The following is a 25,040-nucleotide window of genomic DNA, read 5'->3' as shown; positions in this document are numbered from 1 at the left end:
GGTTACCTACAGCAGATGTCGCACGTCGCGGGTTCGTGTCCCCGTGCGCGTCCGCACCACGACCTGTCGAGAGAGAAGCACCATGTCCGGATCACCCTCACCGACCGTCGCGCCCCCGTGGAAGCGACGGATCAGCCTGCTCGCCGCGGCCGCGCTCGCCCTCGGGGTCGGCGTCGTCGCCTCCGGCGCGCCCGCGCTGGCCGCCGAGCAGACGTACACCCACGCGACCGGCGCGACGATCACCTACGACAACGAGGTCGTCGCGGGTGAGCCGATCGCGCTGTCGGGAACGAACTGGTTGGCGAAGGAGGGCTACAGCGGCGACAACGACCCCAACGACTTCCTCGGCCAGGGTGACGAGGGCTCGATCATCGGCGTCAAGTTCTTCGGGCCGGACGGCACGATCGTGCGCAACCCGAAGCCCGTCAACCCCTACACGGGGGATGCCGGCTACTCCAGCCCCGACGTCTGGGAGATCATCCAGGCCGCGGGCAGCGCCGAGTGGTACGACGGCGCCACCCCGGGCTCGTGGGCTGTCGAGCTGCCGTGGCCGAGCGCCGCGAACGGCGCGACGACCCCCGTCGAGCTCGAGCCCGGCGACACCTTCAGCCTTCAGCTCCTCACCGGCACGCTGTTCGGCGGCGACCTGGTCGGGATCGACCCGAACACCAGGCCCGACGTCTCGCGGACGATCAACCTGACGTTCACCGTCGTCACCGACGAGCCGGCGGGCACCGCGCCCACGATCGCCGACACCCCGGCGCCGGCGGACGGCACGGTCGGCGTCGCGTACGAGGCGTTCACCGTCCCCGCGACGGGCGACCCGACACCGGACGCCTTCGCCATCACCTCGGGTGCGTTGCCCGCCGGGCTGGAGCTCGACGCCACCACCGGCGTCATCTCCGGCACGCCGAGCGCGGCCGGCTCGTCCACGTTCACGGTCCGGGCGGCCAACGGCGTCGACCCGGCCGCGACGCGCGAGTACACGATCACGGTCGTCGAGGCGGCGAGCCCGCTCGCGGTCGCGACGCAGCCGCAGCCGGTGGCCGTGGCGAACGGCGCCGAGGCGAGCTTCACGGCCGCGGCCAGCGGCGGTGCGCAGCCCGTGACGGTGCAGTGGCAGCGCAGCACCTCCGCGAGCGCGAGCACGGCTCCGGCGAGCTACGTCAACCTCACCGCGGCGAACACGCTCGACGGCAGCTTTGCCGCCGGGACGCTCCGGTTCACCGCCGGCTCGAACACCAACACGACCAACCGCTGGTACCGCGCGGTCTTCACCGACGCGGACGGCGCGACGGTCACCACCGCACCGGCGAGGCTCAGCATCGTCGCGGTGCCGACCGTGACGCAGCACCCGACGGGTCAGACCATCGCCGAGGGCGGGACGGCCACGTTCACCGCCGCGGGCAGCAGCACGGTCGACCTGACCGTGACCTGGCAGTCGACCAGCACGGCGCTCGCCAACGGCGAGCCCGACGCGAGCACCTGGACCGCGGTCGCCGGTGCGGAGGGGGACACCCTCACGGTCGCGGGCACGGACGCGGCGACCCAGGACGGCACGTTCTACCGCGCGGTGCTCACGAACGTCTCGGGGTCGGCCTACAGCCAGCCGGCGCAGCTGCGCTTCTACGAGCAGCTCGACACGACCGCCTCGGTCACCGTCACCGGCACGACGTACGGCCCGGCCGGCACGACGCCCAAGGAGTTCAGCGTCAGCGCGCCGAACGCGGTCGTGCAGGGCGAGGACATCGTCATCGAGGGCTTCGACTACCTCGCCGTCGACGGCGTGACCGGCTCGGTGTCGAACGCGCTGGTCGACGCCGAGTTCTCCGGCGACCCCCGCACGCTGAGCACGACCCGCACGGTCTACAACCCGCAGACCGGCGGGACCTACTCCGACAAGCGCGGCCACAACGTCGTCCAGGCCGGCGGCGCCGGCGAGAACGCGGGCGGGCAGACCATCGTCGCGCAGGACGGCACGGCCCAGCTCGTGCACTACCCCGAGTGGGAGCCCGGCTACTTCCGGGTCGTCATCCCGTGGCCCGACGAGACGAACACGACGCAGACCGCCGAGTTCTTCGCGGAGAACTGGAAGGTCGGCACCCAGCACACCGTTCGCTTCCTCACCGGCAGCCTGTTCACGCCGGCCGGCGGGGACTACCAGGGCGGCATCTCCGTCCGGTTCACGATCGTCGACGAGCCCACCGGTCCGGTCGCCGTCGCCCCCGTGGTGACGACGCAGCCGACCGCGCGGACGGTCGTCGCGGGCGAGAGCGTCTCGTTCACCGCGGCAGCCACGGGTGACCCCGAGCCGACCGTGCGGTGGGAGTCCTCGACCGACGGCACCACCTGGGCGCCGGTCGCGGGGGCGACCTCCGCGACGCTGTCGCTGTCGAGCACGACGACGGCCCAGTCGGGCACGCGGTACCGGGCCGTCTTCACGAACGGTGCGGGCTCGGCGACGTCCGACGCGGCGACCCTCACGGTGCGCCCGGTCGCGAGCGTGACGGTGGAGCAGACCGCCGAGCTCGGTGGCACGATCCACGTCACGGGCGAGGGCTTCTTCCACCCGTCGAGCACCGAGCAGGGCTCGCGCATCGGCATCAAGATCGACGAGGGCGCCTACTCCCACCTCGACGCCTCGGTGCACGCGAACCGCACCATCTGGGCCGTCGTCGACGCGGACGTCGACGGCACCTTCGCCATCGACCTGCAGCTGCCCGACGGTACGACCGAGGGTGGCAACGGCTCGACCCCCGCCTTCACGACGGGCACGCACTCGCTGCGCCTCCTGACGGGCAGCCTGCTCGCGGGCGACACGAGCCGCACGGTGAGGTCGGCCGACTTCACCGTCACCGCGCCGTCCGACCTGGTCGAGACCACGGCCCCGGCTGGCGGCACGCTCATCACGCCGCGCACCGTTGTGATCGGTGAGCCGATCACCATCTCGGGCAAGGACTTCTTCCTGTCCGACGGTTCGGGTGGCTCGGGCGGGCCGGTCTTCATCAACCAGCCCTCTGGTGGCACCGGCCCGGTGAACGTGGCGAACCGCACGATCGAGAACCAGATCCCCGGCTCGAGCTACGCCGATGCTCGCGCCCACGGTGTGTTCCACTCCGACGACGAGGGCAACTGGACCCTCACGATCCCGTTCCCGACGCCGGAGAACTCGACGCTCACCGAGGAGACGGCCTGGCAGGTCGGCCAGATCCAGAGCATCCGCATCCTGACCGGCTCGCTCGTGGCCGATGACCGGGTGCGCTCCCTGGCCGCCGAGTTCACGATCGTCGGTGAGGACGGTCCGGCGCCGGTCGCACCGGTGGTGACCGCTCAGCCGAGCGACGTGTCGGTCGAGGCCGGCCAGGACGCGACCTTCACCGCCGCGGCCGCGGGCGAGCCTGCGCCGAGCGTGCAGTGGGAGTCGTCGGTCGACGGCGCCACGTGGGCACCGGTCGCGGGCGCGACCGAGACGACGCTGACGCTCTCGGGTGTCGGGGTCGGTCAGGACGGCACGCAGCTCCGCGCGGTGTTCACCAACAGCGCGGGCACGGTCACGACCGACCCGGCGACGCTCACCGTGACCGAGGGTTCGGGGGCAGCCCCGGTGGTCCACAAGCACGGCAGCATCCTGGACAGGGGCGGGTCCACGCTGCTGCGTGACGTCGACGCCGTGGAGAGCGGTGATGCCTCGTACCGCATCTACGCCTGCCTCTCGGCGGCCGAGTCGGCGACCTGGCAGTGGCTGAAGCCCGGCGAGACCGAGTGGTCGCCGGTCCCGATCGGGGCCACGTCGAGTGAGCGCTACCGCGCCCAGTTCGTGACCAACCCGAACGTCGTCTCCCCGGGGGCCCCGTGTGAGGCGACGGGAGCGCAGACCCAGGCGGCGCTCGTGCTCAGGCCGCAGCGTGACGGTATCGACTTCCCGTCGGGTACGCAGTTCCGCGTGGTGGTCGAGGGTGCCGGCGGGACCTCGGTCGTCGTCGGGCCGCGCACGGTGACCCACGACCTCGCGGTCGCGGACCCGGCGGTGGCGGTGACCGCCACCGAGGTCGAGCAGTACGGCGACGTGTGGTTCGACCTGAGCGGCTTCGTGCCCGGCACGGCCGTGTCGGTCGAGCTGGCGGACGCGGCCGGCGCCGCCGTGGTCTCGCGGCCCTTCACGATCGGCGACGACGGCAACACCGCGAACCCCGACGGGCAGACGTACCGGAAGGTGACGGTGCCGCGCGACGCGGCCACGGGCCCCTACATCGTCCGGGTCCGGGACACCGCCTCCGGCGACGTGGTCGCCACCAGCGAGCCGGTGACGGTCGTCGCGGCGACGACGCGCGTCTTCAACCCCGGCGACCACGCCGGCGGCGAGGAGGACATGCTCGTCCAGCGGGGCGGCACGTGGACGTTCCACGCCGTTGGCTTCGCGCCGGACGGCAGGCTCACCGCGACCGCCGAGGTCGGCGGCGAGACCGTGGTCCTGAGCGGCCTCGGTCAGGTCAGCGCCTCCGAGCTCGCCTGGCAGCTCGACGCGAACGGCGACACCGAGCGCGAGCCGGTCTTCACCCGGGTGCAGATCCCGGCGAACGTGCCCCCCGGGCCGTTCGAGGTGACCTTCGGCGACGGAAGCACGACGGTGACCCGCACGGTCGTCGTCGAGGCGCCGACGCAGGCCGCGGTCACCGTCGGCGAGACCGCGGAGCTCGGCGGCACGATCCGCGTCACGGGCGAGGGCTTCGTGCACCCGAACGGCGAGGAGGGCTCGACGATCGCGATCAAGATCAACGACGGCGCCTACTCGCGGCTCGACGGCTCGACGCACGCCAACCGCACCATCTGGTGGATCGTCGAGGCCGACGAGCACGGCGACTTCGCGATCGACCTGCCGCTCCCGAACGGTACCGAGGCCGACTCGGACGACAGCTACGGCTCCGTCCCGGCCGCGACGCCGGGCCAGTACACGCTGCGGTTCCTCACCGGCAGCCTCAAGCCGGGCGACCAGTCGCGCACGCTCCAGTCGGCCGCCTTCACGGTGACCGACGAGGGGGGCGAGGTCCCGACGAACCCGAAGCCGGTCGGCGTCCCGAACCCGCCCGGTGACTGGGAGCTGGTCGAGGGGAACACGGGCGGCGCGAGCGTCGTGCAGGAGGGCGTCGACCAGATCGTCACCCTGCCGGACGTGCCGGTCGGCACCTGGGTCTACCCGATCCTCTTCCTCGAGTCGGACAGCCCCTTCGAGCCGGGCGAGACGATGGTCTCGAACCGCTTCCTCGGCGACTGGTTCCAGGTGGACGAGAACCATCGGGTGCGTACGTCCTGGTCCGCCCTCACGTTCAACGACGCGAGCCCCGTCTCGATGGTGTTCATGACCGGTGTCATGCGCGAGTCGGAGATCGCGGCGTGGGTGCCGGTCGAGCCGGTGCTCCGCAGCCGGACCGGCTCCGTGGCGGTCACCGGGACGGGGGTCGCCGGCGAGCAGCTCACTGTCGACCTCACGGGCACGTGGGACCCCGAGGTCACCCGGGCGCTCTACCGCTGGTACGTCGACGGCGAGGAGGCCGGCAGCCTGAGCAGGACGTTCACGCCGTCGGTCGACCAGGTCGGGCAGCAGGCGTGGGTCGACGTGACGCCCGTCGGGCCGAACGGGTACACCACGCCCGTGATCTCGAGCGAGCCCGTCACCATCACGGCACCGCAGCAGCCCGGCGTCGCGCCGACCGTGTCGGGGCACCCATCGGACGTGGCCGTCGAGGAGGGGGAGGACGCGGCGTTCACTGCGTCCGCCTCCGGCACCCCCGAGCCGGCCGTGCAGTGGGAGTCGTCGACCGACGGCACCGCCTGGACCCCCGTGGCCGGCGCCACCGGCGCGACGCTCACGGTGCCCGCGGCGACGCTCGCGCAGGACGGCACGCGGTACCGCGCGGTGTTCACGAACACCGCCGGCACGGCGACGACGGACGCCGCGACGCTCACGGTGAGCGCGGCTCCCGTCGAGAACCCGGAGCCCGACGGCACGCCCGAGCCGCCCGTCGAGGACGGCGACGACCTGCCGGCGGACCTCCAGGGCGGGGTGGTCATCGTCCAGGACGGGACGACGGCGCTCGTCACGGTGCCGGGGGCCGAGGCGGGCGAGTGGTTCTTCGTCTACGGCTACTCGACCCCGACGCCGCTCGGCTGGCACCAGGCGGACGCCGAGGCCGGCTTCGCGGTCGACCTGACCCCGCTCGGCCCGGGTGAGCACCGGCTGGCGGTGCTCGACGTCGACGGCGAGCTGCTCGGCTGGGGGATCGTCGTCCTCGCCTCGGACGAGCCGTCCCCGACGCCCAGCGAGCCGTCCCCGACCGAGCCGTCCCCGACCGACCCGTCGTCGGCCGGCCCGACGGGCGTGACGCCCAGCGGCACGACGTCGCCGACGGCCTCCGCGTCGCCGAGCGGGACGCCGATGCCGGGCACGGGTCTCGGGCTGTCCCCGGCCGTGCCGGCCGCGGCGGTCGCGCTGCTGCTGATCGGCGGGCTGAGCCTGGCCCTGCGCCGCCGCTCGACGCACGTGGACTCGTGACGCGGGTCCTCACGCGCGCGGCCGGGAGCTCCGCCCTCGTGGCGGTGCTCCTGGCCGGCCTGCTGGTGATCGTCCCGCCGGCGTCGGCCGCCGGGCCCAGCCCGTCGCCCCCGGCGCGGGCGGGGCTCACGGCCGAGCTGGCCGGCGACGTCACGGTGGAGCTGGACGGCTCGCTCGCCACGATCACCGTGGACGCCGAGCGGGTCCGCCCCGTCGTCTACGCCGGTGACGCCGAGCCGGTGAGCGTCGGCTGGGTCGACGTCGTGGACGGCGCGGCCCGGATCGACCTGGCCCTCATGCCGGCGGGGGACGTCACGATCGCCGTCCTTGGCGCCGACGGCGAGCTCATCGGCTGGGCGAGTGCCGAGCTCGCGGCTGACGACTCCCACGCGCCCCCGGCCGCCGAGACCACGCCGCGCCGCGCGACGCCCTGGCCGGCCGTCGCGGCCGTCGCCGGGGCGGTGCTGCTCGCCGTCGTCGTCCTCGTCCTGCTTCGGCGTCGTCCGTCCCGTCCGGCGCCCGCGGCCGAGGAGGCGGACGAGGACGGGCCGATCGCGTCGGACGAGTCGGCCGCCGAGCCCGGCGACGAGGGCCCGGCCGCGTGACGCCGGGCGCGCGGCTGCCCCCCGCGTCGCCGCGGGCGACGCCGGCTCCCGTCGTGCCGAGCCCCGCGATCGAGCGGTTCGAGCGCGAGGTGCGCGACCTGCCCCGCGAGCGGCGCGACGCCCGCGTCGATGACTTCTGGCGCGCGCACCCCGCCGCCCCGCTGATCGAGACGCCATCGGCGGACGGGGACGGGGGAGCCGCGGACCCGCTCGTCACCTTCCTGTGGCGCGACGCGGGCGCGGACGAGGTGCTGCTGTTCGTCAACCGGCTCACCGACCCGCACCGGCCCGACGACAGCCTCATGCGTCGCGTCCCGGGCACGGACGTCTGGCACCTCACCTACCGGATGGCCCCGGACTGGCGCGCCTCCTACGCCTTCCTCCCGCGTCCCAGCGGGGAGCGACGGACGTGGGTCGCGGGGGACCGGGTGGGGTTCCGGCGCGCGCTCGGCGACGCGCGCGTCGACCCGCGGGGACGCGAGAGCGTCCGCGACGCTGCGGGACGCGAACGCTCGGTCGTGTCGCTGCCGCGGGCTCCGGCGCAGCCGTGGCTCGCCCGTCGCGACGGCGTCGCCCGCGGCGTGACGACCCGTCTCGACGGCCCGGACGGCCGTCGCGTGTGGGTGCACGAACCAGCGGCGCCCGAGGGACGGCTCCCTATCGTCGTCGCGCTCGACGGCGACGTGTGGACGGGCGCCCACGACCTCGCCACCACGGTCGACAACCTCGTCGACGACGCGGTGGTGCGGCCCCCGCTCCTCGTCATGCTCGACTCCGGTGGCCGGGAGCGACGTCGCGACCTCGACGCGGCCGGTCTCGCGGACTGGCTGGCCGACCGCCTGCTCCCGTGGGTCCGCGACCGGTGGAGCTCCGGCGAGTCCGCCGCGGAGGTGGTCGTCGTCGGCCAGAGCCTGGGCGGCCTGGCCGCGCTGGAGGCCGCGCTGCGCCGCCCGGACGCGATCGGCGGGGTGCTCAGCCAGTCGGCGTCGCTGTGGCGAGCCGACCTCGCCGAGCTCGCGGGCCTCGCTGCCGCGACGGCTCCGGCTCGGTTGCGCTGCTACGTCGAGGTCGGCACGCAGGAGTGGCTGCTGCGCGAGCCGAACGAGCGCCTGGCCCGTGCGCTCGCGGCGGCGGGAGCCGACGTGCGGTACGTCGAGTACAACGGCGGGCACGACTACGCGTGCTGGCGCGGGGGCGTCGCGGACGGCCTGCGTCACCTGCTCCCGGCGGGGGAGCGACCGGAGGGTCGCGGGTCCGACCGAGCGGCTGCGTCTGCGCGTGACTAGCTCAGCAGGTCCGCCTGCTCGGCCGCGTGCTCCTCGAGGAGCCGGGCGCGCAGGCTCAGCGTGAGCGACTCGGCGTCCCCGTCGTCGGGCACGAGGTCGCGCTCGACGTGCAGCGCCATGGCGTGGGCGGCACGCGTGACGTCCTGCGCCTCGATCGCGCCGAGCAGCGCGGCGTGGTCCCGACGACGCAGGTCCTGCCCGGTGGCGAACACGATCTGTCGCTCGTTCATCGCGCGGCGGACGGCCGCCATGACCCCGGAGTACAGCGCGCCGAGCAGCGGGCTCTCGGCCGCATCGAACACGAGGTGGTGGAACTGGCCCGGCGTGGTGCCGCGCTCGATCTCGTCCGGCACGTCCGGGTCGGCCCGCAGGTCGGAGTCCAGCGAGGCGCGCAGGGCGGCCAGGTGCGCCTCCGACCGGTTCAGCGCCGCGAGCTGAGCCGCCTCGATCTCCAGGGCGCGGCGGAAGACGAGCACCTCCTCGAGCCCGTAGTCGAGCATGTACTCGGTCAGGACGAGGCTGATCGGCGACGTCGAGCGCACGAACGTCCCGACCCCCCGGATCGTCTCCAGCATCCCGAGGTTCGCCAGCGAGCGCACCGCCTCGCGCACGGTCGACTTCCCGACGCCGATCAGCTCCATGAGCTCCGGCTCCTTCGGGATGCGGCTGTTGATGGGCCACTCGCCGGAGACGATCTTGGTGCGCAGGAACGCGAGGGTGCTGCGCGCCATGGTCGAACCGCTGCGGTCATCGGCCACGCCGCATCTCCTCCTCGGAGCTGGGGGACGGGGGTCCGGGGAGTCTATCGACCCACCGCGTCCCGAGGCGCACCGGCTCGGCCTCGCCGGCGGTGAGCGCGGCGACCCGCGCGGTCGCCTCGGCCAGCTCCGCCGGCGGGACGCCGAGCAGGACGTCGACCGCGGCGCCGTAGGTGTGCTCGACGCTCCACCCGCGGCGCGCGGCCTCGGCGTCGAGCGTGTTGGCCCGCGGGTAGTCGAGCGTGACGCCGAGCAGCTCCAGCTCGCTGCGCCGGACCAGGGGCGCGGTCGCGAGCGTGTCGGCGACGGCCGCGCGGTAGGCCCGGGTGAGACCGCCGGCGCCGAGCAGGACGCCGCCGAAGTAGCGGACGACGACGGCGAGCGCGTCACCGACGCCGTGCTGGCCGTCGCCTCCGGTCGCACCGAAGGACTGCAGCGCCTCGAGCATCGGGGCGCCGGCCGTCCCGGACGGCTCGCCGTCGTCGTTCGACCGGGCGACGGCCGGGTGACCGGGCCCCCGCGACGCGAGGACGAACGCCGTGCAGTGGTGCCGTGCCATCGGGTGCGCGGCCCGCGCGGCGGCGATGGCGGCGCGCGCCTCGTCCTCGGTCGTCACCGGCGTGAGGAACGTGAGGAACCGGGACCGCTTCACCTCGAGCTCGCCCTCGTGCGGGCGCGCGAGGGCGACGAAGCCGTCGGGGCGGCTCACGTGAGGCGGCCGAGCCGCGCCCTTGCCACCCGCAGCTCGCGCTCGGCCGCGACCGCCGTGCGCCGCCAGGTCTCGAGCCGCGCGCGGGTGCTGTCCCGGTCGCGCGTCAGCTCGGCGAGCTCCTGCTCGAGGCCGTCGAGCATGCCGGTGAGCGAGGCGACCGTGTCCGTCGCGGCCGCGAGCCGGTTCTCGGCGTCGACGACGGCGGCCGTCGCGACCGCCAGGACGTCCTGACCGGCCTCGCGCCGCCGTGGCACGGTGACGGGGACGGACTCCTCGCCGTCGCCGGCCGTGCCGCGCAGCAGGTCGAGGTCGGGTGCCTCGACGGTCCGGGCCAGGCAGCCGGCCCGGACCAGCTCGGCCACCTCGTCGTCGAGGACGGCAGCCGTCACCGTCTCCAGGACGAGCGCGAGGTCCTCGGGCGTCGGGTGGATGCGGTGGGTCGAGTCGACGGTCGGGGTGTCGTCGTCGGGCTCCTCCTCGGCGCCGTGGTGCCACAGGAGCGAGAGCAGCGCGTCCGTCCGGACGCGTCGCGTGCGGTCCAGCTCCGTGAGCCGGGCCAGGTTGCGCTCCTCGGACGCGGCGCGCAGCCGCGCACCGAGGTCGAGCAGGGCCGTCAGCTCGTCCGGCCAGCGCAGCGCGAGCTGGTTGATCCACCACGCCGCCGTCGTCGGGACGGGCAGGCGACGGATCCGCGCCGCCCCCAGCTCGTCGCCGGAGGCCTGGAGCTGCGCGGCGACGGCCTCGCGGTGCCGCGCGAACGTGGCCGGGCTGTGCCGGTACAGGTCGCTAGCGGCCTCCTCGGTCGACGCGCCGTTGGCAGTGGACGCGCGCGGCTCGGACGGAGACATGGGAGCAAGCGTCTCGCGATTCGGCCACCGTGTCGAGACGGCCCGCGGCGGGCTATCCGGCTCGCGCGTCGTCCCGCTGGGCGAGCGCCTCGTCCAGCTCCGCCATGATCCGCCGGCACTCCGTGACGTCCCAGCTCTCGCCGGACAGCTCGAACTCGAACAGGATCGGGCGGCCCGACGCCGCCGCGATCTCGCGCGCGGCCTTCTGGTAGAACGCACCGAAGTTCCGGTTGCCCGAGCCCATGACGCCGACGAGGTGACGGCGGTTGTGCGGCGAGCGCAGGAAGCGCTTGATCGCCTCGGGGATCGTGTCGTTCGCGACGTTGCCCGTCTTGTACGACGGCGTCAGGAGCACCCAGGCGCCGTCGACCTCGGAGAGCCGGTTCTCCCGCTCGGCGAGGTTGAACACGGGCCGCCCCAACCGCTCCGCGAACGTGCGCACGAGGCCGCTCGTCGAGGAGTAGTAGTAGATCGGGGTCTGCCGCACCATGCCGTCCAGCATGCGCCCGGACGGTTCGGCCGCCCGGGACGTTGGTCCCGGGTCCGGCCCCCGGGTCCGGCCCCCGGGTCCGGCCCCCGGGTCGGCCCCCGGGTCGGCCCCCGGGTCGGCCCCGGAGGCCGCGGGCCGTCAGGCGGCCGACGCCAGCAGGTCGCGGCAGACCGCGAGCAGCGCGGAGCGCAGCGGCTCCGCCCGCGCCGCGAACGCCCGCTGGGCCGCGACGTACTGCGCCTTGCCCGCGGCCGTCTCGATGGCGACGGGGGCCAGCCCGAACCCCGAGACGTCGTACGGCGACGCCCGCATGTCGAGCTCCCGGACGTCCCGGGCCAGCTCGACGACGTCGAGCGCCAGCTCACCCGGCACCGCCGGCCCGAGGTGCACGACGACCTTGACGAGGTCCATGCTGATTCGCCTACGATGCACCCGTGGACGTGGCCCTGTACGTGAGAATCTCGCTCGACCGTTACGGCAACCAGGAGGGCGTCGAGAACCAGCGCGAGGCGCTCGTTGAGTGGTGTTCTCGGCAGGGGTGGCGGATCGTAGGGATCTACGAGGACAACGACATCTCGGCAACGACCGGAGCCCGCCGACCGGGGTTCGAGGCCCTACTGCGCTCGGGCGCCGAGGCGATCGCGGTCTGGCACACCGATCGCCTCGTGCGCACCAACCGTGACCTGGAGCGCGTCATCGAGCTCGGCATCAACGTGTACGCCAAGGAGGCCGGACACCTCGACCTGTCGACACCAGCGGGGCGTGCAGTGGCGCGCACGGTTACCGCCTGGGCCCAGTACGAGGGGGAGCAGAAGGCGATCCGCCAGCGGCTCAGCAACGCGGCGCGGGCACGAAAGGGCAAGCGCTGGTGGGCAACCCGTCCCTACGGCAACGAAATGGATGGCAGCCTGAACCAGGCCGAGGCGGCCGTGATCCAGCGCGCCGCGGGAGAGCTCATCGGCGGGGCCAGCCTCTACGGAATCGCGAAGCGGCTCAACGAAGAGGGGCACCCGACTGCGCGCGGCGGGAAGTGGACCGGCGCGCTCTTGCGTCAGGTGCTACAGAACCCGCGGATCGCCGGCGTTCGTGTGTACGACGGGGTGGAGGTGGGCACGGGCGACTGGGAAGCCCCGCTCGACATGACGACCTGGCGCACCATGAAAGCCATCCTCGACCGGCCCGAACGGAACACGAACCCCGTGCGCAAGGTGCGTAAGCACCTGCTCGTGTCGCTCGCGACCTGCGGAGTCTGTGGGAGCACCCTCAAGTCAGGCCGGCGCCGTTCGACACCGCCTCGGCGAGCGATAGGGGCGGAGCGCGTCACGCCCCTGGGGTACTACCTCACCTGCTCCTCGGGCTACCACGTCATGATTCCCGAGCCTCTCGTCGACGACACGGTAGAAGGGTTCATCTTCACCCTCGTCGACATGGCTGAGATTGAAGACCCAGACACCTCCACCCCGGAGCATGGCGCGACCCTGGTGGGCGAGGCCGCCGCGCTGCGGGAGCGGCTCACCGAAGCCGCAGCGAGCTTTGCTGAGGGCGTGCTCACCATCGAGCAACTTGGCACCATCACGACTGGTCTTAGGGGGAGGCTTGAGGAGATCGAGCGTTCGATAGCCGAAACAGAAAAAGCCCCCACCCTCGCTCGCTTCCTCGCGGCGGAGGATGCGAAGCGGGAGTGGGGGCGGATGTCTCTGGATGAGAAGCGTCAGATCATCGACAGGCTGGTGCAGGTCTCCGTGCACCCTGCGGGGAAGGGGCGTCGGTACGGCCGCGAGCACGTGATCGTGACCCTGCGAAGGTCTGAACCAGGAAGTCGCGTTGCCACGGCAGGAGTTTGAAGTCGGGCCCGAGGGCTCGGGCCGTCCACTCCTCGACGGTCACTCCGCCACCGTCACGCGGGCGCGGGGGTCAACCTGGACCACCACGTCGCCCGCGAACCAGAGCTCGATGGCGGGCTGGGCCGTGGGGTTGTGGGCCAAGCCGGGGAAGTCGGACGGAGCCACGAGCTGGGCGTCGATCCGCTGGAGCACGCCTCGCAGCTTGACGCCGGCGCGTGAGTTCACCTCGATCACCGCACCAAGGTCGGTTGCGGACAGGTCGGCGGCGCGCAGAGCGGCGTCAACGAGGGGGATGGGGTCGATGTCAGTCGCAGTCAAGGTGGCTGTTCTCCTCTCGCGGGGCGCCGTTCAGGTCGTCCCTCATGTGTTCGATGGCGGCCATGTAGCGCCGCTGTGCTGTGTCCTTGGAGCACCCCTCCAGGGCGCCGATCGTTCGGAAGTCGAGGTCTTGGGCGTGCCGTCGGAACACCGCGCGCCGCCAGTCGTCGAGCGGGAGTCGTCGCCACGCGCTCGACATGTCTGCCCACACCGCCCAGGCCGTGCCGGACCTCGTCGGGTCAGAGCTCGGGTTACGGGGCATGTCGGGATCGGGCGACCCCTCCCGCTCCTGGGACTGCTGGAAGCGGCTCTCGTCCCACAGGGTCGACAGGGCCTCCTCGATCGTCTTCGTGTCGTACTGCCCCACTAGCCCTCCTCAGCCTCGGCCATCTCGTCGTAGGCGTCGGACAGCGGTCGGCGGTGCCACGACGCCCAGGGGCTCTTTCGGACCCGGTCCCGAAACGTCTGCGAGACCAGCTTGCGGACGTTGTCGCTACCGCCCCGACGGGCGAGCGCGGCGAGGACGCGAGACTCGTTCTCCAGGAGGAACAGGTACGCCTCCTGGGTGGCGTCGTCGGGTTCCAGGTCGTTCGGGTAGCGCCTCGCCGCCTGCCTGGCGCCGCGCACCGCCGCCGCGACGGTCTTCTCGTCGGGGTAGCTCCGGCTCACTCGCCGCCTCGCAGCGCCTGCTCGACGGACGCACGGAAGTGCTGGTGGCGATCGACGCGACCCGCCTGGCCGGGGTGAGCCCGCGACCACTCGATCTCCATGCGGTCGGCGACGTGGGCGTCGAGATCCTTGAGGTGGGCGATCTTGGTCGTGTCGTTGAGCCGGGTGTCCTCGAACGGCGTCGGGCACGAGCACCCTGAGTCGTCCGCGACGAGCACGTCGCCCGTCTCCGTGTCGAGCCAGGCGTCCGTCATGTTGAACTGGTACGACTCTTCGTCCCAGTCGATGCTGTCGATCCAGCGAAAGCGATCGCTTCGGATGTGGGGATTCTCTTCGGTCACGGTCGACCTCCTCTCCGGCCCCACCGCAGTGGGGCTCCTCTATTCAGTTGTCAAGGCGCAGTACACGCCACGTTATACAGTCGGCCCTAGCACACCGCGAGGTCGCGCCAGCCATCCTCGTCGACCACGAAGGTCAGGACACCAGGAGCCGAGTCCGCCCCGGACAGGTTGCGGAACCAGTCAGAGCCGTTGTCCGACGTCGGCGCCACGAACAGCCATCGGTCGTCGCCGACGGTCTGGATGCGCAGGTTGTGGAAGTGCCCGAACACCGCGATGTCTGCTCGCCCGACCGGCGTGCGGCCGAGCGCCTGCCCCGCGAGCCACTTGGCGAGCCCGTCGGCAGTGCCGGCCTGGTGGCCGTGCGCGACCCCGAGAACCTTGCCCCCAGCGAGCTCGATGGCGACCGACTCCTCGTGCGTCCCCGGCGTGAAGAACTCGACGTGACCGTAGAGGTCGTTGTTGACCGCCGCCATGTCTGCGACCTGGGCGATGACCTCGATCCCGTAGTCGTCGGACGCGGGCCCCATCTTCGCCTTGCCGCGCCTGACGGCGCCGTGGTTCGACGGAACGCCGATGACCTTCACGCTCGCGGACAGCCGAGCGGCCGTGGCAACCCAAGTCCAGAGGACTCGACGCCACACCCGGATCTGCTCGGTGAGCTGGAGGTCGTTCGTCCGGTCCTGCTGGGGTGCGGACTCGAAGTTCTCCACGGCATCGCCTGCGTCGACGAGGATGATCTCCGAAGCCGCGACCGTCCGAGCGCGATGCTCGAACCGCTCGCGCGAAGCCTCCAGGCGGCCGAGCACCTCCTCGGCGCCGCCCCGGCTCCCGACCTTGCCGATCTGCGGGTCTGCGATGATCGTGACCAGCGACGCTCGCCCACCCAGCGGGACCACCTGCGGGGTCAGCTCGGCACGAGCGCGCTCGATGGCTGCGTGCAGGTCGTCGAGGTCTGGAAGGGTCGAGCCGGCCGCGCCACCCGCACGGCGAACGAAGCTGAACCTCTTCGACTCGCCGACGGCGCCGTTGGGCATGGTCCACTCCGACGAGCGGAACCCGCTGGCCTCCCACTCGTGTGGATCGAGCCCCTTCGTCGTGAGGAACTCCGCGACGGTCTCGTCCGTGATCGTGCCCTCGGGGGCGTTGATCTCGGCCTCGGCCCGGTCGCCACTCACCTCAAGCTTGCGCGTGAACGCTCGCTCTGCGGTCCGCGCGCTCTGCGGCGGTGCTGGCGGTGGCGCCAGCAGGTCGTCCTTGAGACTCAAGCGAGTCCTCCTTGATGTTGAAGTTGACGAACCAGTCGTCGTAGTCGAAGGGGTCGCGGCCGCTCGCGCAGCCCATCACCTGGCCCGCCGTCGTCGTCGGGCGTTGTACTTCGTGTGGAGCTGGCGCCGACGAGCCCGGCTGAGCGGGTCGAGCCATCGGAGGAGGTGCATGCGCTTGAGCAGTTCATCCGCGGAGATCGTGAATGACATGCTCACGTCACCGAGGTGGCGGAATGACTCGGCCACATCGTCGAGTGGCCGAGTCGGCGATGTGAGCGGGCCGGTGATCTTGCCGACCTCGGTCCACTCCCCGCCGTCGGTGTCGGCGATCCACACCCCAGAGGCCGGCGCCAGTGAGTCAGCCGGCCCCATTGCGGGCCTCCCTGGCGATGCGCAGTCGCTCAACCGCAGCCTCGCGCTGGTCATCCGTCAGCGGCTTGCGCCTGCGCTTGATCCCGTGAACCGGGCTCCACTCCGCCGCCGGGAGGATGGCCTCGACCCAGGGCGTGCCGTCGTGGACCCCCTCAGAAACGATGGTAACGCGTGAGTGATTCCTGAGCTTGGTGATGTCACGCCTGCGGTTGGACCAGACGCGCACGTGCGCATCGGAGTCACACACTGTGACAGTGGTTTCTCGCTCGTCAGCCGTCGCCACGGTCCACCTCCTGGGCCAGCTCGTCGACGCGACCGGGCCAGAACCCGGACCAGTGTCGGTCCTCGTTCACGTACACGACCGGGGCCGCGTTGTGGCCAAGCCCCTTGGCGAAGCGCAGCGCCTCGGCGTCGAGGTCGAGGTACCGGACGTCGTAGTGCTGACCCTCGCGAAGGCCGTGCCGATCGAGCACTCGCTGAGTCGCGACGCACGGCTGGCAGCCCTGGGACTTCTTGAAGAGGGTGAACCTCATTCGCAGTCACGCTCCCGGAGCATTCGGTGTGAAGCCGTCTTCACACCGCGCAGCGCCCGGTGGGCGTCGACAATCTGACGGAGCCGGTCCAGCGCGACGATCTCCTCATGAAGCGGCGTCGGCTCGCCCAGGTCGTGAACGATCGTGCGGTCGAGCGGGAGCCAGTTCCGGATGCGGTCTCCCGCGTCGGTGATCCACTCCACGTCCAGCCCGTCCGGGCAGTCGACCTCCCAGTGGAGGCCGGAGAGGCGCCCGCCCGGAATGCCATGCAGCGTGAGCAGGTCGATCAGGTCATCCCGAAGGGTGCGCAGCCTCACGGTCGCAGCCCCTCTCGTCGGGCCCAGCGGCGCACGGCCGCCTCTCCGACCTGGTGGCCATGCTTCGTCAGGATCAAGGCCACGTGCGCGGCCGGCTGCCCCTCCCGCAACGCCGACCTCACAGCGTCACCCTCGGCCTCGGTCAGGCTCCCCAGTACGGCGTCCATCAGCATCGGCCGCGGTCGTGCGGCGGGTGCCCTCAGCTCGTCTTCAAGTCCCACTCATTCCTCCATCAGGTCGTAGATCGCCTCAGCGCCTTCGGCGAGGTACAGGTCCGTCACGTCCATCTCGGACGGCATCCGGACCCGCTTCGCCGTCGACAGCGAGGCGGTGATCTTGTTCGCGAGCTTGGCGCCCGCCTCGTCGCCATCCGCCCATACCCACACCCGGGAGTAGCCCGCGAACAGGTGACGATGACGCCGCCCCCACATCGCGGCACCGGGAAGGGCGACCGCGGGGAGTTCGAGCTGGTTCAGCACCAGGGCGTCCAGCTCCCCCTCGCAGACGTGTACGACGTCCGCTGCGTCATGCAGCGCCTTCACGTTGAACGTGCGGGCAGCCTCGCCCGCCACCGTCGCGTACTTGCCGTGGCCCGCCTCGCGATGGTCGTGGTCGTCCATGCACCGGAACCGCACCTGGAGCACCCCGCCGTCGTGACGGAGATACGGGATCGCTAGCCAGCCCTCGAAGCGAGCGTGCTCGGGGAGAGGGTCAGTGACGCAACCAAGGCGGAAGCGCTGTGCGGTCTCGCGGCTTACGCCCCGCTCCCGGAGATACTGAGCGACCTCGCGTGTAACCCCCGCCTGATACTTGGCGACGGCCTCCCCGAGGATCGCCCGCTGCTCCGACGAGCTGGGCCTCAACACTTCTTGCTCGTCCGTAATCCCCAGCCTCCATTCGTAGAACCATCTGCCACGCGTTCCCGCCCTCGCCACACGAGTGGCAGTTCCAGACGTCCTTGTTCAGGTCGACGGACAGCGAGGGTGTGGAATCGCCGTGGAACGGGCAGCGCACCATCTGGCTAGAGCGCCCGCTGTGGATCGGGATGGAGTAGTGCTCGAACACCGTGACGATGTCCAGGCCCTCCCCATCCCGATCCCGCCTCGCGCTAAGCCGCGCGAGCACCGCTCGTCCTTCGGGCGCGACGTCGCAGCGCTCCAGTGACGCTCTCGCGCTGAGACCGTGACCCAACGAGCCATCGCTCGCGCCGGCGAACGTCGTCTGACCAGCCCAGCCCTGGGCGCGAGCCCGAGAGTGAGACCTGCTGCCCACCTGCGCCCGCCACCTCGACGCCGCCGCCCCCACTCGCGGACTCGATCCGACGCCTCTCGTAGTCGGTGAGCGCCTGGAGCGCAGGATTCGCGGCAGGGGAGGCCCCCTCCCACGACCCGTCCCACCCGTCGAGCGACATCCCGCGCGAACCACGCCACTGGGACGCACCCGGCGGGAGACCCCAGTTCTGGTCGCCACGCTCCGACAGGGGGTCGCCCATCTGCGCGAGGCGGTCGATGAAGACGGCGAACTCTCGTCGCGTGAGGCGCTCGATGACGGGCCAGTCGAAGTCGAGCGCACGGGCGATCGCGACGAGATCGATGATCCCGTCGCTCCGTGGGCGGGTCACGTCGCCGCCTCGACGGCGGGGAGCGTGAGGTACTCACTGAGGCGCATCACGACGATCGCTCGCTCGATCGGCTCCTCGCGGTCCTTCACGATCACCACCGCCTGGACGTCCTCGCGCCGGACGCCGGGACGGACTGCGACGTAGTTCGCCGCCTCCTCCTCGGCTTCCGCGAGCCACGAGCGCAGGCTCATCGCCTTCGCGTCCTTGGCCTCGATCAGGATGGTCCCGTAGGTGTCCTGGACGGCGATGTCGCCCTGGTCGAGGCGGCCCATCTTCGGCAGCCGCTCGGCGGCGTGCCCTCGGTTCCGGAAGAAGTCGGTGAGCGAGATCTCCCAGGTCGCCCCACGCCGCTTGTTGGCGCGGTTGCGACGCTGAATCGTCGGGTCAGCCAACGGGCGCCTCCCCCTTGGGCTGGGCGTCGTTCTCCAGGAGCACCTTGAAGGTGGAGCGCGACGCCGCATGAAAGACGACCACGCCCTCGGGCCGGTCGAAGCCGGGGGCGGCGGACGAACCAGAGAGGGTCAGGCTCGTCAGCGCGCCGTTCACGAGCCCGTCACCGAACGTGCCGACCTCCAGGATGGGCACCGTGAACAGCTCGCCCCGCAGAGGGTTGTGCTCGTTGAGCTTCGACTCGTAGCGGGCGGTGTTGAAGAGCGAGAACCGGCGGTGGTCGAGACCGTAGTTGCGCGCGATGCCCTTACCCCACCACTCGCCAAAGTGCCGACCGGGCCCAAGGGTGAGGGCTAGCGCCTCGGCGTTCTCGGCGACCCACCCCGCGAACCCGTAGTTGTCCGTACTCTTCCCGGGCGTGATGATCCGGTTGCGCGACTGGGCGCCCACCTTGTAGAAGGTGTCGCTGACATGCACGCCGGCCACGTAGCCCTGCTGGTCCTCGGACGGGTCACCGAGGTCGATGATGACGGCGGAGTTGGTGCCGTCGATCTTCTCGGTCACGACCGCGTCGCGGTAGAGGCGCGGAGTCTTCGGCCACGCCTCGAAGGTCACGGCGCTCATCGAGCGCCCGCCCGCGTCGAGAACTTCTTCGCCGTGCGGCGGATCGTCGCCTCCCGAACGGCCCCCACCACAAGGGCGAGGGCGACCAGGAGCGCCGCCCAGATGAGGGCGAGCGCGACGGGCGCAAGGAGCGGGAACAGGATCACCAGCCACCACGGCCAGGCGATGACGCCGCCGAACTTGAGGGCGACGAACACGATGAGTAGGGCGCCCCAGAACCCGAGCCCCCCGCGCACGTTCCTCGTGGGAACGTCGGCGGTGGCGGTCACGCTGCACCCCCGGCCGTCGAGGCCACCACCGACGGCTTGACCGGCTCGACCGGGTGGATCAGAGTCCAGCCCTCGTACCGGTCAAGCTCGGCGACGGTCTTGAGTCGGTCGATCGCAGCGGAGGCCCCGATGACGATGAGCGCCATGCCGAGCGCGGCAAGAGCCGCCGCCCACCCGTAGGTGGTGCCCAGCATGACCGTCCCCATGACGAGCGTGAACATCACCGCCACTCGCAGGGGCCAGGGCGTCTGATCCGCCCACGTCTTGAATCGCTGATACACGACGATTCCTCCTTCTCCATATTCAGTTGTGACGCGCTCTACAGCGCGTGAAAGCGGGACAGCTCCGGCTCCGTGCCGATCTCGATGAAGTGTCGAGCGGTCGGGTCCGAGCGTCCGTTGCGGTTCTTGATGACCGCCACGTTGGCCGTACCCCGCCGCGGGTCCAGGGCGATGCTGAGGGAGATCTCCGGCTTCTCGGAGAGGCCCCCCTTCACGTCTGCCCGGTTCGGCGGGTCGTACGGAGCGTTCTTCGCGTCCATCGTCTTGTCGCTCGCGTGGTGCAGGATGAACACCGTCGCCCCCGTCTCCCGTGCGAGCTCGGTCACGATCGACATGGCCTCCATCTGCACCGAGTAGTCCGACTCGGCGCCGTCGAGGTCCATGAGGTTGTCGATCACGAGCACCTCGGGGTAGGCGTCCCAGAGCTCTACGTACGCCTCAAGGGCATCCGTGACGCGCTGCCAGGTGATCGGTGCCCCAAAGACGAACGTCACCTTCGACTCGGCGAGCGCGTCGACGTACTCGGTCTGGGTCCCGGCGTCGAAAGCGGCCTCGATCATCGGTACCGTCTCGCCGGACACCATCGACGCGAGTCGCGTCGATGCGTCGAACGCCGACATGTCGCCCGAGAAGTACAGGGTGGGGAGGCCCATGTCCTGGACCCAGGCCATCGTGAGGGCCGACTTGCCAGAGCCGGACCTCCCCACCACCATCACTACCTGGCCGTGTCGTGGCGTACAGCCGTAGCGGTACAGGTCCCGAAGCCAGGGGACGCGAGGAAGCTCCTTGCCGTCGCTGATGTTGCGACTGAGCGCCCTCGATGCGGTGAACACCTAGTCGCCGGCGCCGATCTGGGTGAGCCGGAGTGGAGCGTAGACGCCCCGCAGTCCGTCATCCCATCGGTCGTCGTATCGGAGGCGGCACGCCTCTCGGTCGTCGGGCTCGCTACGCCACCGAACGAGGGTGATGCCAGCCCCGTCGAACTCGTACTGGTCGCCCTGGCGGTCCGCTACGCGACTTCCCGCCGGCAGCGCCCGGAACTCGTCAACGGTGACGACGTCCCCGACCTTCGGACCCGCAGCCTCAGCCGCGGGCGGGCGGTTGATGAAGTACCGAACCTGATCCAGCGGCGCGAGGAACAGCACGAGACCTTGGGCGTCCTTGACGGTGACTACGCCAGTCCCGTCGCCGTAGTCGACCCTCTTCGCCCCTTCCAGGCGGATGCACTCACCGTTGTCGAGGACGACCTCGGTCACCTGGGTCACTCGTCGTCTCCGAAGAGGTCGTCCTCCACGCCGGCGGAGGCCGCCTCGCGCGACTCGTAGTAGGCGAGGACCGCCTGCTGCGCGTCCGGCTCGGGGTCCAGCCAGTCGTAGTAGTTCTTGCCGCGGGGCTTGCCGACGGTCTGGATCACGGCGTCGCCGGTGCCCACCAGGTGCTCGATCGTCGAGACGAGCACCTTCGAGGCGATCACCATGTTCTGGTACACCTCGGGCTTGCCGTTCGGCTTGAGGGAGGACGAGTTCGGGAACACCGTCACGTCCGCAGTCAGCTCGTCGCGGTAGGTGATCTGGCCGTTGTACTCGTTCTTCTGGTCGCGCTTGATCGACTTCGGCTCGACCAGGATCGCCAGGTCGTTCGTGTGATCCGCGGGCTTGAAGAACCCTCCGCCGCCCTGCTTCTTACCAATCGCCACTGTTGGGGCCTCCTCTGTTCAGTTGTGTTGTGGGGTACTACTTGCCGGCGATGACCGCGCGGCGGTCCTTCACGCGCTTCTGGAGCGCGGGGGTGGCCGTGATCTCGGCCTTGTGCTCGGCGAAGATCGCCTTGAGGCTGTCCACCGACTCGGCCACGTCGATCAGCGCGCCGACGTCGACCTTGGGCTCCGGCTCCGGCTCCTTGGCGGGGGCCTTGCGCGTCCGGGTGGTCGGCTTCTTCGCGGCGGGGTCCTCCTGGGGTTCGTCGCCCCACGGGTCGCCGTCCGCAGCGGGCTTCGCGGGCTCGTCCCACGGCGCGACCGGGCCGTCGGCCGGCACGGCGCCCAGGACCACGTTCAGGTTGCGGGCGACCTGGAGAGCCTTGTTCGCGTAGATCACGAGTTCGTAGAGCTTGAGCTCCTTGTGCTGCTCCTCGGCCAGGCCGAACATGTCGGCGATCTTCTGTCGCACCTCGCTGGCGTCGTTGCCATGAATGACGATCCAGGTGTCCGAGAAGTCCTTGCCGCCCTTGAGCGTGACGACGATCTCGGACCCATCGGGGGTGATGTCCACGTCGGACACTAGCCCTCCTCTCCTGCCGCCCCTGGGGCGGCCCTCTATGAAGTTGTGATTGACACGCTACACGGTACGTTATCCAAACGTCAAGCGCAAGCGAGCACCATCTCGCGCTTGGGCTCCCGGTAGGGGACCTCCTCCGCGCGGGCGCCGCCCTGGAGGCGGCAGAAGTCGCGAACCGAGCACCCGCCGCAGAGGTTGCTCGGGTTGGCGAGGTAGACGCCGGCGTCGATACCGTCGCGCGCCATGCCGAAGCGGGCGTCGAAGTAGTCCGGCGTGTACCGGACCAGCGACTCCCACTGGATCTTCGGGGCGGGAGCCTCCGGGTCACGAGGGTCAGGAAGGAACTCCTGGGCCATCCAGTAGGCGCCCTGGGTCGCCTTGGCGTCGAACATCTGACGGATAGCCTCGCTGTAGACGCCGAGCTGCTCGGTCGTCATCGGCCGGTTGCCGCCCTTGAGGTCCACGATCCGGAGGAAGCCCCCCGCATACTCGCGCACCATGTCGATGTAGCCGCGGACGGGGACACCCGCGATCTCGATGTCGAACAGGAGCTCGATGGCGGGCTCGCCCGTCGGGGCGATCCACACCTTGCCCGGGTCCTCGTCGAGCCAGCGGGCAAGCCCGCTGACCATCTGCGGGCCGTAGTGCAGCCACCAGTCGCGGTTCTTCTTGTTGGGTCCGCCGCCGGGCGTGAGCCCGCCCTTCACGACTCGACCCGACGCGATGATCTGGTCCTCCGTGATGCCATTGCGCTGGAGAACCTTCTCCAGCTCGGCGCCGAAGGCGTCCTCGAACGACGGCTGCTCCACGTCGATCCCCAGACTGCGAAGCGCCATCGCCTCGCCGATCACGTGGAAGGCAGACCCTCCGATCGTGGACCAGTAGGTTCCGCCGCGGACGCCGTAGAGGCGCTCTAGGCGGAACTGCTCCCCGCAGTTCGCGTAGGTGCTCAGCGCGCTGTAGGACAGCCTTGTCGGGTGTCGGGCCTCAAGCAATGATGGCAAGGGCCACCTCCTCCTCTGCCGCCTCGATGGCGACCTCGTGGTTGATGTACTCGTAGAACAGCTCGTTGTCGACGGGGGCCAGGTGGATGCGCGTCAGTCCCGACTCCAGCATCCGGGGGAGCATCACGTCCTGGGGCACGGGGGCGAGGCCGATGAACTGCGCCTCAGTGAGTCGCGTCAGCATGTCGGCGAGGCCGCGGGGGTGGGACAAGTCCGCGTCGACGTGTCCGTAGCCCTCCCCGTCAAGCACAAGCTCCGCTTGCCATGCGAGTCCGATCGTCACAGCGCTGGACCCCCTCTCTGGCGACCCGTGTCGCCCTACCGGGTGCGGACCTCGCACCTCGCTGATGATTGAAGCATCGTCCCCCGACATCTTGGCTAACTCGAACATTCGTACGATCGTCAGCGGTGCCGCCTCACGGCGAGACGCCCTCCCGTCGCGCCGTTACGACCTTCGGCCATCGGACGATGTCGTCGTCCTCGGGGCGGCGGGGCACGTAGAAGAAGCCCTGCTCTGTCGCCGGCTCGTATCGCACGACGCGGTCTGCCTCGCGAAGTCGCGACTCCCACTCCCGCACCTGCTGAGCCAGCGCCTCCGGGACGCTCTCGTCGCCCGAGCGGACCCGGTCGAGGCCGCGGAGCATGTTGACGGGGGTGAGGTGGCGATGGCGGGGGTCCAGCTTCCAGGGGATGAGCGAGAGATGGCGGCCCACCCTGGTGGGCAGGCCCAGCTTGGAGCGCCACTTCGCCCACATCTGGATGGACGTCTCGATGTTGTACTTTGCGCGGTAGAGGTCCACCATGCCCTGGTAGGTTGCCCCTTCACGTAGGAGTCGCTCAACCTCCGCGACGTCCTGCACCTTCTCGCGCTTCTGCCTCTGGCGTCCCATGTCTCCCTCTCCACTCTCGACAGCGGCGACTATAGAGGTGTACTGTGTAATGTGTCAATGCTGAGAGAGGAAGAACATGAGCGCACCACCCGAGGTTGAGACGTGCAGTGTCCTGGGGTGTGAGGAGACCGAAGGTCTGGAGGTGCGCGCCACCCCAACTCCCTACGGGCGCATGGAGGCCCTGCTGTGCGCGCGGCACCGGCCAGCCCCCGCCGGGGCGCCGCGCCGCAGGTTCGAGGACTGGTTCGCCACCGATGAGGAAGTGGATCGCCTAGTCCAAGAGGCCGACAACTAGCCCCGCCCCGCTGGCCTCGATCCGGGCGGCATCGGGACGCGGGTACGGACGTCGTCGCGCGCGAGCCAGGTCCGCCTCTTGTGCTCGCGGTCGCCCCACTCGACGAGAATCGCCTCGCGAGCGACGGCAAGTACGAGCGCGGGGCGGACCTCGCCGCGGTGGGGCGTCCACCAGAGGCGGACGACGACGAGCCGGGGACGGCCGGGCAGCTCCTCGGTCACGCGCGTCTTGAGGGGCGGGCGGACGGCGTTGAGCGGCGAGCGCGGCAGGTGCGCCTCCCGTGGCATGGTGCCTCCTCGTCCAGAGCTGGTGCCGATGGGGTCGATGATGCATCTGAGGTCTGACGTTCTCGCCCACCCGCGGCACCCTCACGTGTGCGGGACGAGTCCGCGCAGATCACCGCGACGGGGCCCCTTGGCTCCACCCTGCGTACGCGCGGGATACGACGAAAGACCCCCACCCGAGCCGCAAAGGTCCAGGTG

Annotated in this window: 31 protein-coding genes; 4 read left to right on the top strand and 27 right to left on the bottom strand. The window is 71.0% G+C overall.

Going from position 1 to position 25,040, the window contains the following annotated elements; translation table 11 throughout:
• Nucleotides 1-82: 82 nt before the first annotated feature.
• Genes EDD28_RS00545 through EDD28_RS00535 form a run of 3 tightly spaced genes read left to right on the top strand, consistent with a single transcriptional unit; the run spans nt 83 to nt 8,441 of the window.
• Nucleotides 83-6,550 (top strand): putative Ig domain-containing protein, encoded by a 6,468-nt coding sequence (locus EDD28_RS00545; RefSeq protein WP_123737856.1) that lies wholly within the window; start codon nt 83-85, stop codon nt 6,548-6,550.
• On the top strand, nt 6,547-7,155 hold the full coding sequence (locus EDD28_RS00540; protein WP_123737855.1) for a hypothetical protein: 609 nt from the start codon (nt 6,547-6,549) through the stop codon (nt 7,153-7,155). Before EDD28_RS00545 ends, EDD28_RS00540 begins: the two co-directional genes overlap by 4 nt.
• Before the next feature lie 53 nt (nt 7,156-7,208).
• Complete coding sequence (locus tag EDD28_RS00535; protein ID WP_148059499.1) at nt 7,209-8,441, top strand: enterochelin esterase domain-containing protein; 1,233 nt, start codon at nt 7,209-7,211, stop codon at nt 8,439-8,441.
• Here the strand turns inward: EDD28_RS00535 and EDD28_RS00530 are convergent.
• From EDD28_RS00530 to EDD28_RS00510, 5 genes are all read right to left on the bottom strand, one after another.
• Complete coding sequence (locus EDD28_RS00530; protein WP_123737853.1) at nt 8,438-9,199, bottom strand: FadR/GntR family transcriptional regulator; 762 nt, start codon at nt 9,197-9,199, stop codon at nt 8,438-8,440. The two genes, EDD28_RS00535 and EDD28_RS00530, sit on opposite strands and share 4 nt — an antisense overlap.
• Nucleotides 9,189-9,908, bottom strand: coding sequence for an IMPACT family protein (locus EDD28_RS00525; protein WP_123737852.1), 720 nt, complete (start codon nt 9,906-9,908; stop codon nt 9,189-9,191). The genes EDD28_RS00530 and EDD28_RS00525 overlap by 11 nt, the downstream gene beginning before the upstream one ends.
• Nucleotides 9,905-10,759, bottom strand: a complete 855-nt coding sequence (locus tag EDD28_RS00520) for a hypothetical protein (protein ID WP_123737851.1) — start codon at nt 10,757-10,759, stop codon at nt 9,905-9,907. The genes EDD28_RS00525 and EDD28_RS00520 overlap by 4 nt, the downstream gene beginning before the upstream one ends.
• A gap of 52 nt (nt 10,760-10,811) precedes the next feature.
• Nucleotides 10,812-11,246, bottom strand: a complete 435-nt coding sequence (gene nrdI / locus EDD28_RS00515; RefSeq protein WP_123739838.1) for a class Ib ribonucleoside-diphosphate reductase assembly flavoprotein NrdI — start codon at nt 11,244-11,246, stop codon at nt 10,812-10,814.
• 141 nt (nt 11,247-11,387) lie between these two features.
• Nucleotides 11,388-11,660, bottom strand: a complete 273-nt coding sequence (locus tag EDD28_RS00510; RefSeq protein ID WP_211339081.1) for a hypothetical protein — start codon at nt 11,658-11,660, stop codon at nt 11,388-11,390.
• Nucleotides 11,661-11,683: 23 nt separating this feature from the next.
• On the opposite strand from EDD28_RS00510, the gene EDD28_RS00505 reads away from it, so the two are divergent.
• On the top strand, nt 11,684-13,093 hold the full coding sequence (locus EDD28_RS00505) for a recombinase family protein (protein ID WP_123737789.1): 1,410 nt from the start codon (nt 11,684-11,686) through the stop codon (nt 13,091-13,093).
• Nucleotides 13,094-13,132: 39 nt separating this feature from the next.
• Here the strand turns inward: EDD28_RS00505 and EDD28_RS00500 are convergent, their stop codons facing one another.
• From EDD28_RS00500 to EDD28_RS00385, 22 genes are all read right to left on the bottom strand, one after another.
• Entirely contained in the window at nt 13,133-13,411 is a 279-nt protein-coding gene (locus EDD28_RS00500) for a hypothetical protein (RefSeq protein ID WP_123737788.1), read from the bottom strand.
• On the bottom strand, nt 13,398-13,778 hold the full coding sequence (locus EDD28_RS00495; protein ID WP_123737787.1) for a hypothetical protein: 381 nt from the start codon (nt 13,776-13,778) through the stop codon (nt 13,398-13,400). Before EDD28_RS00495 ends, EDD28_RS00500 begins: the two co-directional genes overlap by 14 nt.
• Nucleotides 13,778-14,080, bottom strand: coding sequence for a hypothetical protein (locus EDD28_RS00490; protein WP_123737786.1), 303 nt, complete (start codon nt 14,078-14,080; stop codon nt 13,778-13,780). The genes EDD28_RS00495 and EDD28_RS00490 overlap by 1 nt, the downstream gene beginning before the upstream one ends.
• Nucleotides 14,077-14,421 carry a DUF7574 domain-containing protein gene (locus EDD28_RS00485; RefSeq protein ID WP_123737785.1) on the bottom strand — a complete coding sequence of 115 codons (345 nt, stop codon included), beginning with the start codon at nt 14,419-14,421 and terminating at the stop codon, nt 14,077-14,079. The genes EDD28_RS00490 and EDD28_RS00485 overlap by 4 nt, the downstream gene beginning before the upstream one ends.
• Nucleotides 14,422-14,507: 86 nt before the next feature.
• On the bottom strand, nt 14,508-15,686 hold the full coding sequence (locus EDD28_RS00480; protein ID WP_148059490.1) for a metallophosphoesterase family protein: 1,179 nt from the start codon (nt 15,684-15,686) through the stop codon (nt 14,508-14,510).
• Nucleotides 15,687-16,044: 358 nt separating this feature from the next.
• A complete protein-coding gene (locus EDD28_RS00470) occupies nt 16,045-16,341 on the bottom strand; it encodes a hypothetical protein (RefSeq protein WP_123737782.1) in 297 nt (98 codons plus the stop codon).
• Entirely contained in the window at nt 16,328-16,591 is a 264-nt protein-coding gene (locus EDD28_RS00465) for a glutaredoxin family protein (protein WP_123737781.1), read from the bottom strand. The genes EDD28_RS00470 and EDD28_RS00465 overlap by 14 nt, the downstream gene beginning before the upstream one ends.
• Nucleotides 16,588-16,908 (bottom strand): hypothetical protein, encoded by a 321-nt coding sequence (locus tag EDD28_RS00460; protein WP_123737780.1) that lies wholly within the window; start codon nt 16,906-16,908, stop codon nt 16,588-16,590. The genes EDD28_RS00465 and EDD28_RS00460 overlap by 4 nt, the downstream gene beginning before the upstream one ends.
• A gap of 221 nt (nt 16,909-17,129) precedes the next feature.
• Nucleotides 17,130-17,528 carry a toprim domain-containing protein gene (locus EDD28_RS17605; RefSeq protein WP_211339080.1) on the bottom strand — a complete coding sequence of 133 codons (399 nt, stop codon included), beginning with the start codon at nt 17,526-17,528 and terminating at the stop codon, nt 17,130-17,132.
• Nucleotides 17,529-17,619: 91 nt separating this feature from the next.
• Nucleotides 17,620-18,033, bottom strand: a complete 414-nt coding sequence (locus EDD28_RS18170; protein WP_170169295.1) for a CHC2 zinc finger domain-containing protein — start codon at nt 18,031-18,033, stop codon at nt 17,620-17,622.
• A 492-nt stretch (nt 18,034-18,525) separates the two neighbouring features.
• Nucleotides 18,526-18,921 (bottom strand): hypothetical protein, encoded by a 396-nt coding sequence (locus EDD28_RS00445; RefSeq protein ID WP_123737849.1) that lies wholly within the window; start codon nt 18,919-18,921, stop codon nt 18,526-18,528.
• The gene (locus tag EDD28_RS00440) at nt 18,914-19,543 is read right to left on the bottom strand and encodes an RNA ligase family protein (RefSeq protein WP_123737848.1); all 630 of its coding nucleotides are present in this window, start codon (nt 19,541-19,543) and stop codon (nt 18,914-18,916) included. The genes EDD28_RS00445 and EDD28_RS00440 overlap by 8 nt, the downstream gene beginning before the upstream one ends.
• Complete coding sequence (locus EDD28_RS00435) at nt 19,540-19,812, bottom strand: hypothetical protein (protein ID WP_211339079.1); 273 nt, start codon at nt 19,810-19,812, stop codon at nt 19,540-19,542. Before EDD28_RS00435 ends, EDD28_RS00440 begins: the two co-directional genes overlap by 4 nt.
• Complete coding sequence (locus EDD28_RS00430; RefSeq protein WP_148059489.1) at nt 19,809-20,093, bottom strand: hypothetical protein; 285 nt, start codon at nt 20,091-20,093, stop codon at nt 19,809-19,811. The genes EDD28_RS00435 and EDD28_RS00430 overlap by 4 nt, the downstream gene beginning before the upstream one ends.
• 38 nt (nt 20,094-20,131) lie before the next feature.
• On the bottom strand, nt 20,132-20,926 hold the full coding sequence (locus EDD28_RS00425) for an AAA family ATPase (RefSeq protein ID WP_123737847.1): 795 nt from the start codon (nt 20,924-20,926) through the stop codon (nt 20,132-20,134).
• A complete protein-coding gene (locus EDD28_RS00420) occupies nt 20,927-21,349 on the bottom strand; it encodes a hypothetical protein (protein ID WP_148059498.1) in 423 nt (140 codons plus the stop codon).
• A 5-nt stretch (nt 21,350-21,354) separates the two neighbouring features.
• Nucleotides 21,355-21,789 carry a hypothetical protein gene (locus tag EDD28_RS00415; protein ID WP_123737845.1) on the bottom strand — a complete coding sequence of 145 codons (435 nt, stop codon included), beginning with the start codon at nt 21,787-21,789 and terminating at the stop codon, nt 21,355-21,357.
• A 37-nt stretch (nt 21,790-21,826) separates the two neighbouring features.
• Nucleotides 21,827-22,372 (bottom strand): hypothetical protein, encoded by a 546-nt coding sequence (locus tag EDD28_RS00410; protein ID WP_123737844.1) that lies wholly within the window; start codon nt 22,370-22,372, stop codon nt 21,827-21,829.
• A gap of 80 nt (nt 22,373-22,452) precedes the next feature.
• The gene (locus tag EDD28_RS00405; protein ID WP_123737843.1) at nt 22,453-23,373 is read right to left on the bottom strand and encodes a PD-(D/E)XK nuclease family protein; all 921 of its coding nucleotides are present in this window, start codon (nt 23,371-23,373) and stop codon (nt 22,453-22,455) included.
• A complete protein-coding gene (locus tag EDD28_RS17105) occupies nt 23,357-23,584 on the bottom strand; it encodes a hypothetical protein (protein WP_148059497.1) in 228 nt (75 codons plus the stop codon). Before EDD28_RS17105 ends, EDD28_RS00405 begins: the two co-directional genes overlap by 17 nt.
• Before the next feature lie 205 nt (nt 23,585-23,789).
• On the bottom strand, nt 23,790-24,263 hold the full coding sequence (locus EDD28_RS00395) for a hypothetical protein (protein WP_123737841.1): 474 nt from the start codon (nt 24,261-24,263) through the stop codon (nt 23,790-23,792).
• Between the two features lie 291 nt (nt 24,264-24,554).
• Nucleotides 24,555-24,845 carry a hypothetical protein gene (locus EDD28_RS00385; protein WP_123737839.1) on the bottom strand — a complete coding sequence of 97 codons (291 nt, stop codon included), beginning with the start codon at nt 24,843-24,845 and terminating at the stop codon, nt 24,555-24,557.
• Nucleotides 24,846-25,040 lie beyond the last annotated feature (195 nt).

The organism is Salana multivorans (assembly GCF_003751805.1).
GTDB lineage: Bacteria > Actinomycetota > Actinomycetes > Actinomycetales > Beutenbergiaceae > Salana > Salana multivorans.
The sequence above is the reverse complement of the archived record's forward strand: the minus strand, read 5'-3'. Positions and strand labels throughout refer to the sequence as shown.

Excerpts from the sequence above, each read along its gene's own strand:
- EDD28_RS00545 (WP_123737856.1), top strand. The coding sequence starts at position 83 with ATGTCCGGATCACCCTCACCGACCGTCGCGCCCCCGTGGAAGCGACGG.
- EDD28_RS00520 (WP_123737851.1), bottom strand. The coding sequence starts at position 10,759 with ATGTCTCCGTCCGAGCCGCGCGCGTCCACTGCCAACGGCGCGTCGACC.
- EDD28_RS00395 (WP_123737841.1), bottom strand. The coding sequence starts at position 24,263 with ATGGGACGCCAGAGGCAGAAGCGCGAGAAGGTGCAGGACGTCGCGGAG.
- EDD28_RS17605 (WP_211339080.1), bottom strand. The coding sequence starts at position 17,528 with ATGGACGACCACGACCATCGCGAGGCGGGCCACGGCAAGTACGCGACG.
- EDD28_RS00510 (WP_211339081.1), bottom strand. The coding sequence starts at position 11,660 with ATGGACCTCGTCAAGGTCGTCGTGCACCTCGGGCCGGCGGTGCCGGGT.
- EDD28_RS00440 (WP_123737848.1), bottom strand. The coding sequence starts at position 19,543 with ATGAGCGCCGTGACCTTCGAGGCGTGGCCGAAGACTCCGCGCCTCTAC.
- EDD28_RS00385 (WP_123737839.1), bottom strand. The coding sequence starts at position 24,845 with ATGCCACGGGAGGCGCACCTGCCGCGCTCGCCGCTCAACGCCGTCCGC.
- EDD28_RS00465 (WP_123737781.1), bottom strand. The coding sequence starts at position 16,591 with ATGAGGTTCACCCTCTTCAAGAAGTCCCAGGGCTGCCAGCCGTGCGTC.